18 protein-coding genes and 6 tRNA genes are annotated in these 18,690 nt (G+C 43.8%); 14 read left to right on the top strand and 10 right to left on the bottom strand.

The genetic code is table 11. The features are described from left to right. Nucleotides 1-4 precede the first annotated feature (4 nt). The 3 genes from MHN32_RS22040 (at nt 5) to MHN32_RS22030 (ending at nt 2,893) form a co-directional block, all read left to right on the top strand. A tRNA-Met gene (locus MHN32_RS22040) sits at nt 5-81 on the top strand. A gap of 165 nt (nt 82-246) precedes the next feature. Then, a tRNA-Met gene (locus tag MHN32_RS22035) sits at nt 247-323 on the top strand. Between the two features lie 980 nt (nt 324-1,303). After that, complete coding sequence (locus tag MHN32_RS22030) at nt 1,304-2,893, top strand: methyl-accepting chemotaxis protein (protein ID WP_206471654.1); 1,590 nt, start codon at nt 1,304-1,306, stop codon at nt 2,891-2,893. A 68-nt stretch (nt 2,894-2,961) separates the two neighbouring features. Here the strand turns inward: MHN32_RS22030 and MHN32_RS22025 are convergent, their stop codons facing one another. The 6 genes from MHN32_RS22025 to MHN32_RS22000 form a co-directional block, all read right to left on the bottom strand. After that, nucleotides 2,962-4,146, bottom strand: coding sequence for a dipeptidase (locus MHN32_RS22025; protein ID WP_174170921.1), 1,185 nt, complete (start codon nt 4,144-4,146; stop codon nt 2,962-2,964). Nucleotides 4,147-4,251: 105 nt separating this feature from the next. Then, complete coding sequence (locus MHN32_RS22020) at nt 4,252-4,497, bottom strand: YheU family protein (RefSeq protein ID WP_010607914.1); 246 nt, start codon at nt 4,495-4,497, stop codon at nt 4,252-4,254. Nucleotide 4,498: 1 nt separating this feature from the next. Beyond that, nucleotides 4,499-5,506, bottom strand: a complete 1,008-nt coding sequence (locus MHN32_RS22015; protein ID WP_010607915.1) for a hydrolase — start codon at nt 5,504-5,506, stop codon at nt 4,499-4,501. A gap of 247 nt (nt 5,507-5,753) precedes the next feature. Next, entirely contained in the window at nt 5,754-5,900 is a 147-nt protein-coding gene (locus MHN32_RS22010) for a hypothetical protein (RefSeq protein WP_010374526.1), read from the bottom strand. A gap of 173 nt (nt 5,901-6,073) precedes the next feature. Beyond that, a complete protein-coding gene (locus MHN32_RS22005; RefSeq protein ID WP_239422816.1) occupies nt 6,074-6,523 on the bottom strand; it encodes a TIGR02444 family protein in 450 nt (149 codons plus the stop codon). Next, nucleotides 6,517-8,445: an ATP-binding cassette domain-containing protein gene (locus tag MHN32_RS22000; RefSeq protein WP_102055886.1), complete on the bottom strand. Its 1,929-nt coding sequence runs from the start codon at nt 8,443-8,445 to the stop codon at nt 6,517-6,519. The genes MHN32_RS22005 and MHN32_RS22000 overlap by 7 nt, the downstream gene beginning before the upstream one ends. Before the next feature lie 130 nt (nt 8,446-8,575). Between MHN32_RS22000 and MHN32_RS21995 the strand changes: the two genes are divergently transcribed. Next, nucleotides 8,576-8,776: a YheV family putative zinc ribbon protein gene (locus MHN32_RS21995; protein ID WP_010374531.1), complete on the top strand. Its 201-nt coding sequence runs from the start codon at nt 8,576-8,578 to the stop codon at nt 8,774-8,776. 28 nt (nt 8,777-8,804) lie between these two features. Here MHN32_RS21995 and MHN32_RS21990 read toward each other — a convergent pair whose 3' ends face one another. Next, nucleotides 8,805-9,017 (bottom strand): SlyX family protein, encoded by a 213-nt coding sequence (locus MHN32_RS21990; RefSeq protein ID WP_010374533.1) that lies wholly within the window; start codon nt 9,015-9,017, stop codon nt 8,805-8,807. Next, on the bottom strand, nt 9,014-10,027 hold the full coding sequence (locus tag MHN32_RS21985; protein ID WP_010607919.1) for a hypothetical protein: 1,014 nt from the start codon (nt 10,025-10,027) through the stop codon (nt 9,014-9,016). The genes MHN32_RS21990 and MHN32_RS21985 overlap by 4 nt, the downstream gene beginning before the upstream one ends. A gap of 268 nt (nt 10,028-10,295) precedes the next feature. Between MHN32_RS21985 and fkpA the strand changes: the two genes are divergently transcribed. Further along, complete coding sequence (fkpA, locus tag MHN32_RS21980; RefSeq protein WP_026001096.1) at nt 10,296-11,048, top strand: FKBP-type peptidyl-prolyl cis-trans isomerase; 753 nt, start codon at nt 10,296-10,298, stop codon at nt 11,046-11,048. Nucleotides 11,049-11,124: 76 nt separating this feature from the next. Here the strand turns inward: fkpA and MHN32_RS21975 are convergent, their stop codons facing one another. Next, nucleotides 11,125-11,595 carry an Rsd/AlgQ family anti-sigma factor gene (locus MHN32_RS21975; protein ID WP_010607921.1) on the bottom strand — a complete coding sequence of 157 codons (471 nt, stop codon included), beginning with the start codon at nt 11,593-11,595 and terminating at the stop codon, nt 11,125-11,127. Nucleotides 11,596-12,061: 466 nt separating this feature from the next. Between MHN32_RS21975 and hemE the strand changes: the two genes are divergently transcribed. Further along, nucleotides 12,062-13,126, top strand: coding sequence for a uroporphyrinogen decarboxylase (hemE, locus tag MHN32_RS21970; RefSeq protein WP_010374544.1), 1,065 nt, complete (start codon nt 12,062-12,064; stop codon nt 13,124-13,126). A gap of 71 nt (nt 13,127-13,197) precedes the next feature. Here the strand turns inward: hemE and MHN32_RS21965 are convergent, their stop codons facing one another. Next, a complete protein-coding gene (locus tag MHN32_RS21965; protein WP_211868959.1) occupies nt 13,198-15,042 on the bottom strand; it encodes a M1 family metallopeptidase in 1,845 nt (614 codons plus the stop codon). A 183-nt stretch (nt 15,043-15,225) separates the two neighbouring features. Between MHN32_RS21965 and murB the strand changes: the two genes are divergently transcribed. From murB to MHN32_RS21925, 8 genes are all read left to right on the top strand, one after another. Then, nucleotides 15,226-16,245 (top strand): UDP-N-acetylmuramate dehydrogenase, encoded by a 1,020-nt coding sequence (gene murB / locus MHN32_RS21960; protein ID WP_239422815.1) that lies wholly within the window; start codon nt 15,226-15,228, stop codon nt 16,243-16,245. Continuing rightward, nucleotides 16,232-17,224: a bifunctional biotin--[acetyl-CoA-carboxylase] ligase/biotin operon repressor BirA gene (gene birA / locus MHN32_RS21955; protein WP_102055889.1), complete on the top strand. Its 993-nt coding sequence runs from the start codon at nt 16,232-16,234 to the stop codon at nt 17,222-17,224. Before murB ends, birA begins: the two co-directional genes overlap by 14 nt. Continuing rightward, on the top strand, nt 17,221-17,913 hold the full coding sequence (locus MHN32_RS21950) for a type III pantothenate kinase (protein WP_102055890.1): 693 nt from the start codon (nt 17,221-17,223) through the stop codon (nt 17,911-17,913). Before birA ends, MHN32_RS21950 begins: the two co-directional genes overlap by 4 nt. A gap of 124 nt (nt 17,914-18,037) precedes the next feature. Next, nucleotides 18,038-18,113, top strand: a tRNA-Thr gene (locus tag MHN32_RS21945). 48 nt (nt 18,114-18,161) lie between these two features. Continuing rightward, nucleotides 18,162-18,246: transfer RNA gene (locus MHN32_RS21940), tRNA-Tyr, on the top strand. A gap of 44 nt (nt 18,247-18,290) precedes the next feature. Then, a tRNA-Gly gene (locus MHN32_RS21935) sits at nt 18,291-18,365 on the top strand. A gap of 13 nt (nt 18,366-18,378) precedes the next feature. Then, nucleotides 18,379-18,454 (top strand) — tRNA-Thr (locus MHN32_RS21930). A gap of 137 nt (nt 18,455-18,591) precedes the next feature. Beyond that, a partial coding sequence (locus tag MHN32_RS21925; RefSeq protein ID WP_238322767.1) for a GTP-binding protein occupies nt 18,592-18,690 on the top strand: 99 nt, incomplete at its 3' end.

Genomic DNA, 18,690 nt, shown 5'->3' with positions numbered 1-18,690 from the left:
CAGGCGCGGGATGGAGCAGCCTGGTAGCTCGTCGGGCTCATAACCCGAAGGTCGTCGGTTCAAATCCGGCTCCCGCAACCAACATCAGTTGGATGTATAGAGTCTCAAGTACAAGACTTAAAATTAAGTACAAATACAGGCGCGGGATGGAGCAGAATGATAAATCATTCGTCGGACTCGCTAAACCTGGAAAGAATCGAAGGTCGTCGTTCCCCGACGAAGAATAGATTCACAAAAACATATAGGCGCGGGATGGAGCAGCCTGGTAGCTCGTCGGGCTCATAACCCGAAGGTCGTCGGTTCAAATCCGGCTCCCGCAACCAATTTTTAATTGGACTGTATAATCTAAAGAACTCTACCAAAATTCATCGGTTCACTCTTCATAAAGGTTCACTCTTCATAAATTAACGACTCCCGCAACCAATTCTTAATTGGACTGCACACTCTAAAGAACTAGTACAAAAGTCGTCGGTTCACTCTTCATAAGTTAATGGCTCCTGCAACCAATTCTTAATTGGGCTGTATAATCTAAAGAACTCGTGCAAAAGTCGTGGTTCACTCTTCATAAATTAACGACTCCCGCAACCAATTCTTAATTGGACTGCACACTCTAAAGAACTAGTACAAAAGTCGTCGGTTCACTCTTCATAAATTAACGACTCCCGTAATCAAATTTTTAGTTTAGTTACCTAAAACCCCCTCAATGGACAGTCAGTTTTCTTCGCTATATACAGAGAAATAAATCATCCACTTTTTATTATTCAAAGCCTGAGTGTTGCTGTTGTTTGATGCATTTCTTAAATTGGAATTAATCTTAATACTTACACTGTGAGCAACAACCTATACGCGGGTTATGGAAACCCGCTGTTAAAAAGTGAATAGATTTAGCAAAGGCAGGTGAATCCGATTTGACAGCTAGCAAGATCGGAGTGATTGCAACAAGCTGAGATGTCTTGGCGAGATGCACATTTCATCGTGTCCTGACATCCGTAAACTCTCGTATAATCACCTCCGGCTACTTGAGGAGTTGCTTCCTGAGGTAGTTTGTTATCTTGAGTGAGTTTTTTTAGCTGCTTTTTTTGGAGCTTTATTTTCATTTTCAATATCCTTTTTATAGATTTATTAAGTTTGTTATCACGAAACCGATAGCGTGATCTGCTTAAAAATAATACAAAGAAGTGTTGTTGTAAAACAAATAATGAAATGTAATTATTTTGTTTTCTTTTGAATGGGTGAAGATTATTTGTCTATAAATCTTTATATGGTCTAGGCTTTTACTATCTCTTGTTTGAGGTGTATGAAGATGGATTTACATAGTATTCGAGTCAAAAGTTCGTTGCCTACGGCTATGTTGACGATCGTGTTGCTATTTGTGTTTTTTGGTTTTTCGGTGTTGCTCAATAAAGTGCAATCGGCACTTGAGATCCAAACTGAAAACTATTTAAAAGCCGTGTCAGTGGTACTCAATGCGGATAGAGACTTTTATCAAGCTCAAGAAGCCTACCTCAAATTATTGGCTGGTGAAGATAAGCGGGCGGATTTTGAAGAAAACGCCGAGCAGGTGAAACAGCGCTATCAAAAGTATCTTCAGTTTATGTCACTCCACCAGAGTGAGCTGGGTAGTTTTGCAACTTTTGACGCGGACTTTCAAAGTTGGTATCGCGTGACGGTGGCGAGTATTAAAACCCCGACAGATAAAGCGCTTCAAACTGAGTCGGCTAAGTTATTTGGTGCAGTTCGTGATGTGCTTGATAAAGCCGGTGAATTAGCCGATGGAAAATCTGCTGCAAGTCGTGCGTTAGTCGTTGCTGAGGTTACTCAGATAAAGTGGGGTCTTGGTGTTGGTGCCTTGCTCCTACTTGGTATTGCTTGTTGGATTGCTTATCGCATCCCTCGTCAGCTAGCAAAGCAGATAAACTTTGTGTCAGATAGGATCTCTGAAATCGCCTCTGGAGACGGAGACTTAACTGGTCGCATTGAGATCAAAGGAAATGATGAGTTTGCAAAGCTATCGCTAAACTTTAATCATTTTCTCGAGAGTTTACAGGCGATGGTTACAGCACTTGTGAAAGATGGTGGCGAGCTGTCGAGTTTGTCGTCAAAACTCAGTCATTATGCCACACAGTGCCATGACTTAATCGACTCGCTTGGTAAGTCATCACATACCATTGTTAGCGCGGTGAATCAGCTAAGTCACTCAAGTCAAGAAGTCTCGTCGGTGGCAGAAAACTCATTGAAAGAAGCTGAAGCTTCACATCGCTACGCAGCACAAGGTAAAACGGTGTTGGCTGATTCAAAACAAAAAATCACTCATCTTGCTGATAATATGGAAGCGGCACTCTCCAGTTCGTTAGCTTTACAAAAAAACTCTGAAAACATTACGCAAGTGCTTGATGTTATTCGCGGGATCGCTGAGCAAACCAATTTATTAGCGCTCAACGCGGCAATAGAAGCGGCAAGAGCAGGCGAACAAGGTCGTGGATTTGCAGTGGTAGCTGACGAGGTTAGGTCACTGGCCACTCGAACACAAGACAGCACTAATGATATTCAGAAGATGTTGGAAGCATTCTCCCATAGCGTAGAGGACTCACAAAAGACCATTGAAGATGGTAAGCAGTATGTTGATGTTGCAGTAGAAAGTTTTACGAAGGCAACGGAGCTATTGGAGTTAATTGCACAAAGTGCGGTGAAAGTGACTGAGCTTTCAGAGCAAACCGCTCATGCGACTCAGCAGCAAAATGCAGTATCTACTGAGATTAGCAGTAATTTAACTGATTTAAATGACAAAACATTGGACGGCGAGCGGTTGTCTGGAGAAACGCACCAAATTTCGGATGATGTGCTGCGAGTCACCAGTAAATTGGTGAATGAATTATCTCAGTTTAAAGTTTAAGGTCTTGTAAGGTATGCCGTGCGGCACACCTTATAAATCAGTGGTTTGAACAGTTATTTAACCTGAGGTTATTTAGCGAACTTCTTTGCGTAAGCCTCAGCTTGTTTCCACACGCGCAGGGTATTGCCACCTAAAATCTTTTTGATATCAGCGTCGCTGTAACCTCTATCCAAGAGACCTTGCACAAGATTTGGATACGTTGACACGTCTTTCAGGCCAACCGGTAGTGAGTCACCCACACCATCGTAATCTGAACCAATTCCTACGTGATCTATCCCTATCAACTTAACGACGTGGTCAATGTGATCTAGCACTTGATCAAGTGTGGCAAATGGAAACGGATTTTTTGCTCTAAACGCCGCTCTAAAATCGGTGCGATCTTTGTCTTTGGCTTCTTTTTGTGCTTCGTCACGCTTGTCATACCAAGCTCCAGCTTTTGCCGTCACAAAGCTCGAGCCAAAGTTAATTTGGATCACGCCGCCATTTTTTGCCAAGGCTTTGAGCATTTTGTCATCCATATTGCGCTCGAATCCTGGGGTGTATTTGCGCAGGGATGAATGTGAAGCAACGACCGGCACTTTTGAAATGTCCATAACCTGATAAAAGGCGTCATCGGAAATGTGTGATACATCAATGAGCATACCAATTTTGTTCATTTCAACCACTAGCTCTTTACCAAATGGGCTTAAGCCTTTCCATTTGCGGCGTACGTCATAAGAAGAGTCAGAAATATGGTTGCTTTGCGAGTGTGCTAAGGTGATATAGCGTACGCCACGGTCATAAAAATGCTTAAGGTTTTTCATCTCACCTTCAATGGGCGAGCCATTTTCCATGCCCATCGCGATAGACATAATACCACTGTCAAATTGCGCATAAATGTCGTCGGTATTGTAAGCCATTGCAAATTTATCTGGTGCGCGATGTGCTAAGGCTTCCATACCGTCAATCAGTTGATTGGCGAGTTGATAGCTTTTACCTTTACCTTCAAATTCTAAATTAGCAGGAATATAAATAGACATAAATGGCGCATTAAGACCGCCTTTTACCGCGCGAGGGTAATCAAAATCACCGCCTTCGGTTGCTTGGCTAACATCATCCCATTTACTTTGGATGCGATATGGAACGTCGATGTGTGTATCAATTAGGATGTTATCGTGAGCGAGTTTAACTGCGCGCTCAGAGGCTTTGTATTCAGTTGCATAAGCGCTAGAAACAGCCAGCGCTAGGGCGCAAAGAGCAGTGCCGAGCTTCATAAAATTGCCTTTCCTTTATAGTTATAGAAATTTGATTGTAACAACTCCTGTCACTTCGACAACTGTTTACGATTAGCGCTAAATACAAAGAAAGCTGAAGGTTTTTTAATACTCGTAATCTTCCTGTGCTTGCATTGCTTGAAATTGTTGTTTGCTAACAATATTCACAGATTCATGTAATTCTGAGAAAACGATCAGCGCTTCTCCGGATTTTAGCTGTGCTTTCACTTGCGCGACTTTGCTCTCGGTGCTGACCTCGGTATCGCCATAGTCTGTTCCTTCTCGCAGCACATAGTGCTCAATAAGATTGTCTAGCGTCTCTTGCGGAAGTTGTTGATAGGGAATGAGCATACTACTTAGCCTTACTATAAATTTGCTGTAAATATTGTGGAATAACGCTTTCTAGCCAAAACCTAGGTTTAAGGGGGTTACTTCCCGAAATAAACCCTACGTGACCACCGTGGGGACTCACTGCGAGCGTCACCGGTGAGTTAACCTGAGCGGCTGTAGGCACGGCTTGTGATGATAGCATGGGGTCATCTTCGGCGTGGATCAGGAGTGTTGGTGTCGTGATCTGGGTTAAGTAGGGCTGCGAACTTGCTTGTGCGTAATAGTCTTCCGCGCCGTTAAAACCATGCAGCGGTGCCGTTATCTTATCGTCAAATTGCCAAAGGTCATCAATGGCATAAAGAGCAGGCTTGTCTATCCTAATTTGCGACTGGATGGTGTCTAGCTTACGTGAAAAAGATTTCTTCATCCTGTCTAGCAAGTATTTTTGATAGAGCTTAAAACAGCTCTTTCTGATCACCTGACAAGAGGAAGAAAGGTGATAAGGCGCTGAGACGACAACACCAGCTTCAAGACCGCTTTGCGATTTGGTTTCTCCCAAGTATTTGGCAAGTACATTACCGCCGAGCGAGAAGCCAACCGCAAATAATGGCCGTTTAGGAAAACGGGCTTTTAGCGTGTCTATAAAAAAGCCAAGATCTGAGGTTTCGCCGCTATGATAAGCCCTAGCTTGGCGATTCACTTCACGTGAGCAGTTGCGAAAGTGCATCAGTACGGCATCAAAACCATGGTGTACCAACGCTTTTAATAGGCCTTTTGCATAAAAGCTGTTGATATTGCCTTCTAGCCCATGTAATACCACAACCAAAGGTGCCGATTTATCGCCGTGTTTTGCCCATGCAAGTTCTAAAAAGTCATCGTCTGGTGTGTCTAGTGTTTCATAGTCGACGGGCACCTGTAATCTAGGCCTAAAGAATCGCGGAAGTATGGTTTGGGCGTGGCGGTTGCGCATCCACCAAGCGGGCTTAAATTCGTAATTATCGGCTGTTATTGTTTTCATGGCTTGATTCATAATAGAAACTGCGTCTTTTTGACGGTTGCTCGCAAAGCAAAGAAAGGAAGCTATCCAGTTGCAAAACACGTTTTAGCCAGTTTAACGTATTATCAGTTGAGGGTTAAGCAAATAAAAAGCACCCGACCAGTAAACTGATAAGGTGCTTTGTGCGTCGTGCTTAATTCTGCAAGTTGGGGAACTACGTCGAGCCGATCTTCTACTACTTATTCTTCAATCGTCCCAAGGTAATACATTTAAATCTGTTCTATTGTTCGTTAGGTACTTCAGCGTCCATGACTTTTTTAATGAAAAAGTAGACGTAATAACAGCACAGCAAAATTACAATCCCTAAAAAGCCAAAAGACAGAAACAACACAGGGTCGGAAAAAAAGTCTCTAAAGAATACGTTCATGGCTGTGCCTCCTAATTTGTCGATGAGTAAATAGTAGTGGAGGTCTGAGGGGCTTGATATGATCAAGATCAAGTTTCAATCCTGAGTGAAATTAAACCTAGGCAAAGGCTTGATCTCGATCAGGTTTTATATCTAAGTTGGGTAAATATCAGGGCTTATATTTATTTAATGGCTTAGAAGTCAGCCGTATTGAATAAAGCGTCGTACTCACTCTGGCTCAAATAGAGCAGCACATTGCTACTTGATTGCAGTGGCGCAATCGAAAAGCGCTTTAATGTTTCCAACAATAGCGCTTGTTGACGCTTTTCAAGCTCAAGCTCTGCAGTCAGCATTGCAGCTCGTAACTTTTGATAGTCTTGGTAGTCTTGATGATGTGTTTTTAGGGTATGGCGGATCGCGCGTTGGGGTTGTAGCACCGCTTGGTCAAATTGCTTAGCAGTCTTTACCAGTGCGGCTAGGGTGTCGGGGGTAATCGTCAGTGCTAAAGTGTCTAGGTAACAAAGTAACAGGCACAGGTTGATATTTTTGCCGGCAGCACCTTGCAAATTCAGCAGCCGCGATTGCATTTGCGGGCGGCTGTAGAACTCACAGGCAAATTGCCAAAAGTCTTCACGACTTAGCATATCTCTCCAGTCTCATCGAAATGATTTTGCTTTTCTTCTAACTCTTCTAATGCCATTAATAAGTTTTCTTCTGTGTCATTAAGCTCTGGGGTTATTTTGGCTTGTCTTGCCAGTAAGTCACTTAATTTTGCCTTGTTCTCGTCCGTGTATAGACTGTTGTCAGCCAAAGCTTGCTCAATTTCATCTGCTTGCTCAGTGAGTTTGTCGAGCTGTTTTTCGAGTTTTTCAATCGACTTTTTCAACGGTTGAATGGTTTTTCTGAATTCGGCTTCAAGACGCTTTTGCTCTTTACGATTGGCATTAGAGTTTTGCTTTGGTTCAGCCTCTGATCCACTTGGTTTCGCTTGCTCTTTATTGGCATTCATAAGCCATTGGTAATAGGCATCTAAGTCATAGCCGAACTGAGAAACGGTTCCATTATCAACTAAATAGTACTCGTCAGCGGTATTTTTCAGCATGTGGCGATCGTGGGAAACCGTGACCATTGCACCCTCAAAACCTTGCAAGGCCATCACAAGTGCGTGTCGCATTTCTAAATCTAGGTGGTTGGTCGGCTCATCGAGTAACAGCAGGTTCGGCTTTTGATACACCAGCATCGCAAGTACGAGTCGTGCTTTTTCGCCACCAGAAAACGGCGCAACGGGTTCGAGGGCCTTATCACCATGAAAAGCAAAACCGCCCAAGAAATCACGAATAAGCTGCTCTGGTACTTTAGGGTCTAAACGTTGAATATGGGTAACCGCACTGGCCTCAAGATCGAGAGACTCAAGCTGATGCTGAGCAAAATAGCCTACATTTAATCCTTGGTGTAGAAACACTTCACCAGCTTGTGGGGTTAAATCGCCGGCAAGTAACTTGATTAGGGTCGATTTACCAGCACCGTTACGGCCAAGTAACGCAATACGGCTACCTGGGACCAGATTAAGCTTGATGTCATGCAAAATGGTAACGTCACCATAGCCCGCTTTGGCTTGCTCTAGTGTCATCAATGGATTAGGCAAGCTCGTTGGATCTGCAAATTCAAAATTAAATGGTGAATCTGCATGAGCGGGCGCGAGCATTTCCATGCGTTCAAGGGCCTTCACTCGACTTTGCGCTTGTTTTGCTTTACTCGCTTTCGCTTTAAAGCGGGTAATAAACTTCTCTAAATGCGCAATCGTTTCTTGTTGCTTCTCGTAAAGCGCTTGGTGCTGTGCCATGCGCTCTGCTTTTTGACGCTCAAACTGAGAATAGTGACCTTTATAAACGTTGATCTGCTGTTGGTCGATATGCCAAATCTCGCTAACAACCGCATCTAAAAATTCGCGGTCGTGAGAAATAAGCACTAATGTACCCTGATAGGCGCGCAAAAAGCGTTCTAGCCAATAAACCGCGTCCAAGTCCAAGTGGTTGGTTGGCTCATCCAGAAGCAATAAATCGGCATCGCGGATCAGCGCTTGCGCAAGGTTCAAGCGCATGCGCCAACCACCAGAAAAGTCGCTAACGGCAAACTCAATTTGTTCATTGCTAAAACCAAGGCCATGGAGTAGTTCACCCGCTTTGGCTTCAATACTATACCCTTTGATGTTCTCTAGCTGTTGGTGTGCTTTTGCTTGTAGTTCACCATCACCGTCACGCTCCGCTTGTTGTAGCTGCGTTCTCAATACATAGTATTCAGGGTGTCCCTGTAGTACATACTCGAGAGCGCTAATGGAGAGAGCTGGGGTTTCTTGTTTTACTGATGCAATAGACCAATCTTTTGGAATAGAAAAATCACCTGAATCGAGTTGCAGCTCACCTTTTAGCAGCGCAAAGAGAGATGATTTACCACAGCCATTGGCACCGACAAGGCCCGCCTTATGTTGTGGATAAAGCGTTGCATTTGCTTGTTTTAGCAGTGTTTTACTGCCACGAAGTAGCTCGATATCAGAAAGTTGGATCATAATTCTAAAAGTCTGTCTAAATTGCGCGCATCATAGCACGGATCCAATCCCTTACTCCAAGCGTATCATGACAAATAAAATTAGGATAAAATGACAAACCTTAAACTCGGTGTTCATTAGAGGTGTAGAGTTGAAAGTTAAGAAGCGTTTTATTGCAGGGGCAAGTTGTCCAGAATGCCAAAAAATCGACGTAATGATGCTCTACAAAGAGCATGATGTTGAAAAAGTTGAATGTGTTGAGTGTGGCCACGTAATGTCACAGCCGAAAGACGCGGTACAGGCTTCCACACGCCAGTTTGAGCAAGTCATTGGGGTGTTCAAACCGGAGTGAGTGTTCACCCCGGTTTTCAATTTATTTGTTAGTAGTGCGGTGGTGGTGGCTCTTGATGTTGAGGCATTAAACCTGGGTCGCGGCCTTCCTTCATTTTCTCTGCCAATAGCTCAATTTGTCGTTGCATTTTAGCCAAGCGCTGCTGATGTGCCTTTAGCTCTTCATTTAAGGTTTCGATTGTATCTTCTTGAAAGGCAAGCTTAGCCTCAAGCTCAGTAATTCTGTTTTCGATTTCATTCATGGCTTTTTCACCTGCGCAAATTTTTCCAGTAGTCCGCTGGAACTTTCGGTTAGCAATGCAGTGTCTTGGTCTTGAAAAGCAACGTCAAATACAACCGCAGACTTAGGGCGGCTACCTTCTCGAGGTTGTACACGCCAAGTTTGCAATCGTTCGCCATCACTCACTTGCCATAAAATAAGCTCGCGGTTAGGTGAGCCGGTAGCCAAGAGCGTTGCGTCTTGATTAAAGCGCACTGCACTGAAAATTTTCTGGCGAGCAATATACTGTAATTGCGCTTTGAGATCACCAGAAGTTAATTGCCAAATGCTCGCTTTTTTCATGCTATCTGCGGTAAAAGCAAATCTTCCTTGGTCATCTAATGCAACTTTGGTCACACGACTTGGGTGGTTAAAGCGGTGGATCACTTGCCCCGTTCTAGTATCCCAAAAGTAGGCGGTATAGTCGTTGCCTCCGGTTAAGGCAAAGTGACCATTGGGAGACATGGCAATAGAATTGATATTTTCTTGATGTCCAAGGAACTCTATCCGCCTTCCACTCTCTAAGTCGAGGTGAACGACAACGTTATCACTGCGGGCATAGAGTAAATATCGGCCCGCATTGCTAATTGCGATATCTCGAATAGTGCCAGACTCGATCTCAAAATATCCTAGGTTTTGACCGCTTTCGATGCTCCAGATGGCGAAAGTCTTATCAGTGGCAGTGACGGCCGTGGAGTTGTCATTAGCTAAAGCCAGTGAGTGAATGAGATCATCGGGGACATCGGAGTGACGCCATTGAAATTTGAGGCCTTGCTCTTGATTATCCCAAAGTACGGCCCCATGCTCTATGGAAGAAACAAGGCTGTAGTGACCGTCCGTAGAGATTGCTGCAGAAAATGCGCCTCTGCTGGCATGTTCCACGGTCATAACGGCTTTTGAAGTGTCAGGGCCACAGCCGGTTAAGGTGAAGCAACTGAGCATCGCGCATGCAAAGAGGAGGCTTGTCCACTTAATGTTGACGAGTTTGACCATAAGTTAGGTAAATCCTCCTTAACTCCGAAGTCTATCACAGGTAGACTAAAGGCACTAAAAACAAGATATTATTTTGATATTAGCGTATTAAAAGCGTAATGTCGTTACGCGATAATGGCAAGCAAATGCATATTGGCATTCTGATTAGAGAATGTTAATGTGGCTAGCACCTTTTCTTATTAATATAAAATTAACAATGGCACCGCATATCAAGCTCTCTTGCGCGAGCATTGGTGTTTTGATAGTAGGGACTGTCGGAGAGTTGAGAATGAAACAGACGATTAAACTGTCACTCGTTGCTGCTTCAGTGTTAGCACTAGTAGCGTGTAATAAAAAAGCAGAAGAGCAGAAGCCTGCTGAAGTTAAGCTAGATACAGAGGTGCAACAGCAAGCATACGGTATCGGTGCTTCAGTTGGTAACTTCTTGCAAAAAGACTTAGCGGATAAAAAAGAGCTAGGCATTGAACTTGATCAAGAGTTATTAATGCGTGGTTTTAAAGACGCATTGGCTGGTGAAGCTAAGCTAGATGAAGCAAAAATCCGTGAAGTACTCACTTCACTAGATTCTTCTGTTCGTGAAAAGCAAGCTGCTAAGGTTGAAGCTGACGCGAAGAAAAATAAAGAAGAAGGCGATAAGTACCTAGCTGAGAACGCGAAGAAAGAAGGCGTTCAGGTGACTGAGTCAGGTCTTCAGTATGAAGTGCTAAGCGAAGGCGACGGTAAAAAGCCAGTCGCAACAGACAAGGTGACAGTGCATTATAAAGGTACATTGCTAGATGGCTCTGAGTTCGATAGCTCTTACGCACGTAATGAACCTGCTACTTTCAACCTAAATCAAGTTATTGCAGGTTGGACTGAAGGTCTACAGTTAATGAACACTGGCGCTAAGTATAAGTTTACTATTCCTGCGGAGCTTGCATACGGCACTCGTAACCTTGGTAAAATTCCAGCTAACTCAACACTGGTATTTGAAGTTGAACTGCTAGGTATCGAAGACGAAGCTGAAGAAGCTGCTGAATAATTTGGCAGTGTCCGTAAAGAAAAAGGTGAGATAGCTATCTCACCTTTTTTTATATTTTGGTGCCCGCAAATTTAGACTATTCAGTGTGATTAGAATAAAGGTTATCGATCAGTTCGTCTTCCAATTGGAAGCGTAACTCAAGCGTTTCACCTAATACAGACAAGTCGTTATCGAAGTCTGCTAATTCTTGCGTTTCTTGATTTACTTCAGCGTATTTGTCGTTGAAATCAAGTGCGGTATCAGTCGTATCTGTGATCCGAGGGTACAGTGACTGAGCTAATTTTGCGCTTTCAGGGCCTTTTTCTTGGCAGGCCTCAACAATGTTGTCATAAATTTCAAAATGACCAGCTGAAAGGTAGTCCATCAAAATCTGGCAGAATGACTGAATGTCAACTTGCTCAGGAAGTGCTTTACCATTTCGAGTTGGTGAGCATCCTGCAACTTTATAATATAAAACCAATAGTTCCTGACGCTCTGCTAACCATGCATCAATAACACTATGGCTACCTCCCCATTTCTGTTGGGCTTGTTCTAACTGCGAAAGCATAGTGATTCTCCTTAAGCGGGTTACCTACCCCTATGGAAAGGGAAACGGGGCAAAAGGTCAACCAATTTTTTCTGTAAAAGCGTAAAAAGATCAAAAGATTATTGGTTTGATTATCGGGAATGTTAACAAATTCAGGAGGATAAAAATAAAAAAACCACCGAGAGAAACTCAAGGTGGTTCAAAATAGCAGTTTAGCTTGTTGCGTAATGTTGTTATTTTTCTAATTGAAGGTGTTTTGTTGTTATTTTTCTAACGCGGTAATTTTATACCAACCTTTTAATCGTGTTGCAAACAGTTTAATTGCTTGTTTCGGTAACTTTTACACAAGCTTATGAATTTGTTCCTAATAAAGTGAGGTTTAATCTAGATCATGACGAGGCGCTGGCAAGGATAGTTTAGATAGTGCCCATGTGCACTTAGTGATACAATCCGCACAATTGAATTTAAGTATTGGAATAGAGACGCTATGAGCGAATTAAAAAACGATCGTTATTTACGAGCGCTATTAAAACAACCAGTTGACGTCACACCAGTATGGATGATGCGCCAAGCTGGTCGTTATCTACCAGAGTATCGTGCCACCAGAGCACAAGCTGGTGACTTTATGAGCCTTTGTAAAAATGCAGAGCTGGCATGTGAAGTGACATTACAGCCGCTTCGTCGTTATCCACTAGATGCGGCGATTCTGTTTAGCGATATTTTGACTATTCCAGATGCAATGGGACTTGGACTTTACTTTGAAACCGGTGAAGGTCCAAAGTTTGAGCGTCCTATCCAATCGTTAGACGATGTTAAAAAGCTACCTAAATTGGATCCAACCGATGAGCTTGGTTATGTAATGAATGCGGTGAGCACAATTCGTCGTGAGCTTAAAGGTGAAGTACCACTTATTGGTTTCTCAGGCTCACCATGGACACTAGCGACTTACATGATTGAAGGCGGTAGCAGCAAAACATTCGGTAAGATTAAAAAGATGGCGTTTGCGGAGCCGCAGACACTACACCTACTGCTAGATAAAGTGGCTGATTCGGTTATCGACTACCTAAATGCGCAAGTAAAAGCGGGTGCTCAGTCGCTAATGATCTTCGACTCTTGGGGTGGAGTATTAAGCCCGCGTGACTACAAAGAGTTTTCACTACAATATATGCATAAAATTGTAGATGGTCTTATTCGTGAAAATGACGGTCGTAAAGTACCTGTGACATTATTCACGAAGAACGGCGGTCAATGGATTGAAGCGATTGCAGCCACTGGATGTGATGCAGTTGGCCTTGACTGGACGATTGATATTGCCGATGCAAAACGTCGTGTAGGCGATAAAGTTGCACTACAAGGTAATATGGATCCTTCAATGCTACACGGTACCCATGAGCGTATTCGTGAAGAAGTTCAGCATATATTAGCTGGCTTTGGCGAAGGTAATGGTCATGTGTTTAACTTAGGCCATGGTATTACGCCTGATGTTGACCCTGAAAATGCAGGTGTTTTCATCAATGCGGTTCACGAATTTAGCCGTCAATATCACAAGTAATTTAAGTTTGAACTTAAACTTAAAATGGAGAAGAGCGCTCACAGAAGCGCTCTTTTTGTTTTTGAAATGTATTATTCAAACAAAGCGTCGATGGTGCCTTGAGCAAGCGGGTGGTATCCCGGACGTGCTTGTTGGTAAACACGGTAAGCCCAGTCACGTTTACCATGCTTAATGAGTGACTTGTATAAATTCACAATAAGCTTGCGACGACCAATACTTACCAGGTGCTTTTCAAGGTCTGGGTAAATAGCTTGATAGCCGTTACCTACTGCTAGCATATACCAAGCAAATGCGCGTTCAGCGTTGGTCGATTGCGTCAGCTTAAATGCCTTGTCCAAGGCTTCCATACGCTCGATGGCGAGATCTCTTGGTAAGTTATTAATAAAGTGCAGCCATTCATGTACTGTCCAAGCGTCGGTCGGTAAATCTGCAAGTGTTTTCTCGTCTTTTAACCAAGCTTGAGTTAGCGCATCCACTTTTTCAAAGGCATCAGAAGTTGGGTTCGGTGCGTCGCTTGGCAAGCCTGGCTCATAAATCCACTCTTTGGCTTTTTCTAAGCTCACGATACCAGGATATTGCTGTAGTAAGTGTTTGTCTAAGTACGCGACGAATTCATCAGTAGTCAGAGATTTAAAAGAGAAAGTGTTAAAGTAGGTTTTAACAAACTTGTCGAACTTGTCACGACCAAACTTTTCTTCTAGATAAATAAGGAATAATTGACCTTTAGTGTAAGGTACAGAGCTAAATGCATCGTCAGGATCGCGGCCATTAAGCTCTAAATTCATGCGTGTATCAGGAGCGGCGATAGTTTTAAGTTGTGCACGCAGCCCAGCAGCGTCAAGTGCTTGCTCCATCACCGCGCGATCACGACCAAACACTTCTTCCATAATACGGTTTTCAACGTAAGAGGTGAAACCCTCATTTAGCCACAGATCTTCCCATGTTGCGTTGGTCACTAAGTTGCCAGACCAAGAGTGCGCTAACTCATGGGCGATTAGGTTTACTAAACTTTTGTCACCGGCAACTACGGTTGGCGTGATAAATGACAGGCGTGGATTTTCCATACCTCCAAACGGGAAGCTAGGCGGCAACATGAGCAGGTCGTATCTACCCCAAGCGTATTCACCATACATGGCATTGGTTTTATCGATCATCGCTTGTGTATCGTTAAACTCTGCAACAGAGGCATCGAGGATTTGCGGTTCTGCAAAAATCGCAGTTTGGTGCGACATCTCTTTATATTCAAGGTTACCTGCACCAATTGCAATTAGGTACGGTGGGATAGCTTGCGGCATATCAAACCAATAATCGCCATCTTTGATCAATGCGCCGGTATTGTCCGCACTCATTACCGCACGCACATCTTTAGGCGTATGTACGCGAGCAGAGTAAGTCACACGCATTGCTGGCGTATCCTGCACAGGGATCCAACTACGAGCATGAATAGCTTGAGACTGGCTATACATAAATGGGTGAGATTTACTTGCGGTTTGCTGCGGTGTTAACCACTGTAGACCTGATGCTACTGGCAAGCTGTTGTAATAAATCCGTGCTTTTTTTGCTTGCTCTTTAAAGTGAATAGTTAACTTAGCACCTTTCACATCATCGCGCTTGGCAAGATCAAACTTGGCGGTATGCCATTTATCATCTCTACCTTGATACATCACTTTGTCGATTTCGAGGTCACGCGTATCTAGTACCAGTGTTCTTGCTTGGCGGTTCTGCCAATCTAGCGTGTGTTCAACAAAACCTTCGAGCTGCTTATCTTCAAAGTCAACGTCTAAGTCTAAATGCAAGTGTGTGGTAATAACATCGTTAAGATTGGCGTAAGTGTGTTGGTCAACGGCTGCGTTTACATCAGCAGTGTGGACAAGGCCAGCCATGGCAAGGCTGAGCGTAAGTGCCGAAAGTTTAATCATAATGCTGCTCTTATAAAAAGAATATTCCCAATTAGAACGGCTAACATAACTAATTTCTAACCATTTAAACAGTATTAGCCGATGGGTTACATAAAATGATGGGTAAGATGACGTTAATGCGTAAGTCAGGGCAATGCGCTACACTAGCGCCAGTTTAGTTAATATTGGCAAGGTGCTGCAGTGACTAGTTTGCAGTCTTATCACACTTTTTCGCTGCCGTCGGGTTGCGAGTCCCTTATTGTTATCACAGATCCACATGCGCTGGTTGAGCTCGATTTCAGTCGTCCTTTCTTTTTAATTGGGGAAGGGAGTAATACCATTTTTCTGGAAAACTATGCTGGAACCGTTATTAAGCTTGCGACCTTAGGTGTCGATATCGAGCAACAAGAGGATGATTATGTCGTTACAGTCGCAGCTGGAGAAAACTGGCACCAGCTCGTTACAAAGCTGCTTGATAACGGAATTGATGGGTTAGAGAACCTCGCATTGATCCCTGGTACCGTTGGTGCGGCACCGGTACAAAATATCGGCGCCTACGGCGTTGAAGTATCACAATTTATCACCGCCGTTAGAGGGTTTGATATCGCCGAGCGGCGCTTCACTACATTAACAAATGCAGAGTGTGAATTTGGCTATCGAGATTCAGTCTTTAAACACCGCCTAAAAGATAAGTTCGTTATTACAGAAGTGACATTTACTTTGCCTAAACGTTGGCAGCCAACGCTAAGTTATGGCCCTCTACAAAGCTTGAGTGATACAGCAACCGCACAAGAGGTTTGTGAAGCGGTGATAGTTACCCGAAACAGTAAATTGCCCGATCCTGCGACGCTTGCAAATGCCGGGAGTTTTTTTAAAAACCCAGTGGTTGATAGGGCGTTTGCAGTTCAGTTGCAAAGTGAATTTCCAGAGATGCCAGCGTTTAATGTGGACAATGACCATGTAAAACTTGCGGCTGGTTGGTTAATTGACAAAGCGGGTCTAAAAGGCTGCCACCGTGGAGCCATTCGTGTGTATGAGAAACAAGCACTAGTACTTGTTCATAGTGGTGGCAGCACCGGTGAAGATTTAACACAGTTAGTGAGCCATATTCAGCAAACCGTTTGGCAAAAATTTGCTGTGTTACTCGAGCATGAAGTGCGCCTTATAACAAAGCATGGTGAATGTCAGTTGCAAAGTGTGGAATATCATGAAAAAGCCTGATCATAAAAAGCAAACGATTTTAGCGGCCTTGAACAAAGGAAAGTTTGTCTCAGGGCAGGAGTTGGGTGAGCAATTAGGTATTAGTCGCGCGGCTATTGCGAAGCATATAGCCGCGTTGCAAGAGATGGGCGTGGATATTTTTCGAGTCAATGGCCGCGGCTATAAACTCAATTATAGCTTACCGCTTATTCATCAAAGTAAGTTGAATACTCTATGGCAACAGCAGTTTCAAAGTGAGTGTCCAATCGAATATCACGCAATTATAGACTCAACGAATAGCGAGCTAATGCGTCGTTTGCAGGACAAACAGAATATGGGCTCAGGCCATGTCTTGGTGGCAGAAATGCAGCAAGCTGGCAGAGGGCGCAGAGGTCGGGTATGGCAATCGCCCTTTGGTGCTAACCTTTATTACAGCTATTACTGGCAGTTTGACGCTGGCATGCAAGCGGCGATGGGCTTATCTATTGCTGTAGGACTTGCGGTATATGATGCGTTAAAGGTCCTTTATGGTATTTCCGTTGAATTAAAATGGCCAAACGATATATATCTCAACCAGCAAAAACTGGCGGGGATTTTGGTTGAGCTAGAAGGGCAGGTGGAAGGGCCTTGCCATCTCGTGATTGGGATTGGGCTAAATATATGTATGCCAGAATCTGCCTCTAAGCACATCGACCAAGCTTGGACAGATCTGCAAACGCACTTAGGCCAAATTGATAAAAATCAGTTAGTGGTGCAGCTCACTCACTCCTTGTCTGAGCGTCTTGCCCAGTATAAAGAGTCTGGACTAAGCGAAATGGTGACCGAATGGAATAGTCTAAATGCCTTTAAAGGTGACGCGGTGACCTTGAGTACTGGACAAAGAGAATGGCGTGGGATCTGTGAAGGCATAGATATGCAAGGCGGCTTATTGCTTAGGCAAGATGGTGAGCTTAAAGCTTTTTATGGCGGTGAAATTTCGTTAAGAAAGGTGACATCGTGAAACTGCTAATTGACGTCGGTAATACTGCAGTTAAATATGCGCTTGAGCATGAAGGCCGTATTAGTCCTGTAAAAGAAAGTGATATTGAATGGCAAAAGCTAACCGCAATTGTCTGCTCTCAGGTTGGTAAGGTGGCGGGATTACAGTGGGTGGAAAGTCGTGCCTCTGAGTTTGGTCTTGTGCTAGAGCAAGCACAAGTATCGGCAAGGCGAGCTGGGGTAACTTGCGCCTATCCTAGTTTTAAAAATTTGGGAATTGATAGGTGGCTTGCGGTACTCGCCGCGCATGCTCTATATCCAACACAAGATATTATCGTAATTGATTCTGGCACTGCGACCACGGTTGATGTAGTGACTGCACATGGGATACACATGGGAGGGTGGATTTTACCAGGTATCGATCTCATGATTTCCAGTATTACCGCGCGTGCAGAGCGGGTATTTTGTGATGAGAACACGCCTTTTGCCGCAGAATTTGCTAAAAATACACCAGAGGCGGTGAAAAATGGTGCGTTAGCCGCAACACTTGGGCTCGTACATAGTGCAAAACAGCAACTTAATAATGAGTCTGCGTTGGTATTGTGTGCAGGTGGATATGGCGAGTTAATAAAAAATCATATGGCGTCAGCGGTTTTTGATGACCTTTTGGTATTCAAAGGGTTGTCAGTTTGGTGGAAAAACCCACAATAACTGTAAAAATGTCATGGTATTGGCTTAAAACTGAGCGTTTGAACAATAAATTTAAATTTTTTTGCATATTCCTGTTGCATCAAGTCAATGGTTGCTCTAATATCTCGCCCCGTACTAAAGCAGTGCCGACTTAGCTCAGTTGGTAGAGCAACTGACTTGTAATCAGTAGGTCATCCGTTCGACTCGGATAGTCGGCACCATCTTTTTACCCTATCTTGTATAGGATGCTTTAGGAAAGAATTTTACGTGGAGGGGTTCCCGAGCGGCCAAAGGGATCAGACTGTAAATCTGACGGCTCAGCCTTCGCTGGTTCGAATCCAGCTCCCTCCACCACTTTATTCTTGACGGTTAGAGGTAGTTAAGAACAGGTTCCTAAAGCGGGCATCGTATAATGGCTATTACCTCAGCCTTCCAAGCTGATGATGCGGGTTCGATTCCCGCTGCCCGCTCCAGTTCGTCTGGCGTGCTGATATAGCTCAGTTGGTAGAGCGCACCCTTGGTAAGGGTGAGGTCGGCAGTTCAAATCTGCCTATCAGCACCAGTCTCCGAAGAATCTTCTCAAATACTTCCTTTGAATTGTCGAAAAAATATTTATAATAGACTGAATAATTCTAATCCACACTCGTCGTGGATTATTTTTATATGTAATCTAGATACACAAAACTTATAGGTTTCGTCATGGCAAAAGAAAAGTTTGAACGCGTAAAACCGCACGTAAACGTAGGTACAATCGGCCACGTTGACCACGGTAAAACAACTCTAACTGCAGCAATCACT

Origin of the sequence: Pseudoalteromonas sp. Of11M-6 (assembly GCF_022347905.1) — a bacterium.
Taxonomy (GTDB): Bacteria; Pseudomonadota; Gammaproteobacteria; order Enterobacterales; family Alteromonadaceae; genus Pseudoalteromonas.
Note: the sequence above shows the minus strand (reverse complement) of the source record. Positions and strands in the feature narration are given on the sequence as shown.